This window comes from Streptomyces lonarensis, from assembly GCF_012033735.1.
Classification (GTDB): Bacteria; Actinomycetota; Actinomycetes; order Streptomycetales; family Streptomycetaceae; genus Streptomyces; species Streptomyces lonarensis.
In genome coordinates, this window is sequence record NZ_JAAVJD010000432.1 from 1 (window position 1) to 1,907 (window position 1,907).

A 1,907-nucleotide genomic window follows, 5' to 3' on the forward strand; every position below is an offset into this window, starting at 1 on the left:
CCCCACGGCGCCGCACCGGCGGGCGCGGCCGGCCACGGCACCCCCGGCCACGGCCACGGCACCCCCGGGCACGGCACCGGGGCGGGCGGGCCGGCGCCCGCTCCCGAGGCGGCGGAGCCGCCGCTCGCGCCGGGGACGGTCCGCCGCGTGGGGTCGCCGCTGCGGCCGCCCGGCATCCGGCCCGCCGCGCTCACCGCGCTGTTCGGCGCGCTGATCGCCGCCTCCGCCCCGTTCGGCCTGTACGCGCTGCTGCCGGTGGTGGTGGTCCTCCAGGCCGTGACGGCGGCGGGCTGGTTCCGCCTCAACGGGATGTGGCCGGCGCGGCAGGGCATCGTGCTCGCCTTCGCCGCCGGACTGGCCGCGGACGCCGTGCTGATCCTGGCCCCCGCCGGCGAGGCCGCCGCGGCGCTGGCAGGCACCCTCGGCGTCTGGTTCCTGCTGGTGATCGTGGTCCAGCTGCGGCACCACGGCGAGGGCGACGACCGGCTGGACTCGCTGACCGCGACCGCCGCCTCCGCGCTGCTGGCCGTCGTCGCGGGCGGGCTGCTGGCGGCGGTGACGGTCAACCGCACGGCGGTCGTGGCCGTGGCGGTCGCGGTGGCCGTGGCGGCGCTGTCCCGCGCCGCGCTCACCGTGCCGTGGGTCTCCCCGGTGGTGGCGCTCGCCCTCGCGACCGGCGCGGGCGCCGGGGTCGGCCACTGGGCGCAGGCACTGCCGGAGGGCGCCGTGCTCGGCGCCGCGGCGGGCGTCTGCGCGCTGACGGGGCTGCGCGTGGCGAGCTACGACTGGCCGTCGCGGTTCGTGCACTTCACCGCGGGCGTGGCGCTGCCGGTGACGGTGGCCGCGCCGGCGGCGTACCTGCTGGCCCGGGTGCTGTTCTGAGCCTCGGCGAGGGGGCGGGCCGGTTCGCCGGCCCGCCCCTTCGTCATGCCCGGCGGGCCGGGCGCGGGGGTGGACTCCGGCGGCGCGGGCGTGAGCCCCGGGGCGGGTGGGACGGAACGTTCCAGGTGCGCGGCACGTCCTAAGGGCCGTCGGGTTACGCTCACGGCTGCCCGTCGACCAACCAGGGGGGAAGCAGACAGATGCGAGCGCTGCGAATAGGGCTGATCCTGCTCGTGATCCTCGGCGGCCTCGCCGTGGGCGCCGACCGCCTGGCGGTCCACGTGGCCGAGGGGGAGATCGCCTCCAAGGTGCGCACCACGCAGGGGCTGGAGTCCGACCCGTCGGTGTCGATCGGGGGGTTCCCGTTCCTGACCCAGCTGGTCGGCAAGGAGCTGGAGAGCGTCGAACTCGGCGTCGACTCCTACGCGGTCCGGGTCGACGACCAGGAGGGCGCGGTGGAGGACCTCACCATCCGGCTGGAGGACGTGCGGCTGGAGAACAACTACGAGCGGGCGGTGGCCGCCCGCGCGACCGGGGAGGGCACGCTCTCCTACGAGGAGATGCAGCGCCTGACCGTGCCCGAGGACTCGACGTTCGGCGTGGCCTGGGGCTACGGCGGCGAGGGCGAGGTCGAGCTGCGGGTGACGGTGATGGGCCAGGCGGTCGGCCCCGCCATGACCGGTGACATCACCGTCGACGGCGACCTCGTACGGGTCTCGGTGGAGGACATCCCCTCCTTCGCCGACATCCCCGTGATCGGCGCCATCGACGGCATCGACGACCGCGTCCGCGAGCGGGTCGACCAGCAGCGCCAGCTGTCGGGGCTGCCCTCCGGGGTCGAGGTCGAGGGGCTGGAGGCGACCGAGGACGGCGTCACACTGCGACTCAGCGGCACCGACGTGATCCTCACGGGGGCCGCAGCGCCGGAGTGAGCACCGTGCCGCCGGTCCGCCGGCGGCGCGCGCCCGCGCCCCACGGGGACGCCGGCGAGGGAGGGGCCGGCAGGCGACTGCCGGCCCCTCCGC

General features: G+C 77.2%; 2 protein-coding genes. Both read left to right on the forward strand.

The window, feature by feature from the left end; all coding sequences use genetic code 11:
• Positions 1-882, forward strand: an 882-nt coding sequence (locus HCN56_RS25310) for a hypothetical protein (RefSeq protein ID WP_167974947.1), incomplete at its 5' end; no start/stop codon positions are given.
• Positions 883-1,082: 200 nt separating this feature from the next.
• On the forward strand, positions 1,083-1,814 hold the full coding sequence (locus HCN56_RS25315) for an LmeA family phospholipid-binding protein (RefSeq protein WP_167974949.1): 732 nt from the start codon (positions 1,083-1,085) through the stop codon (positions 1,812-1,814).
• Positions 1,815-1,907 lie beyond the last annotated feature (93 nt).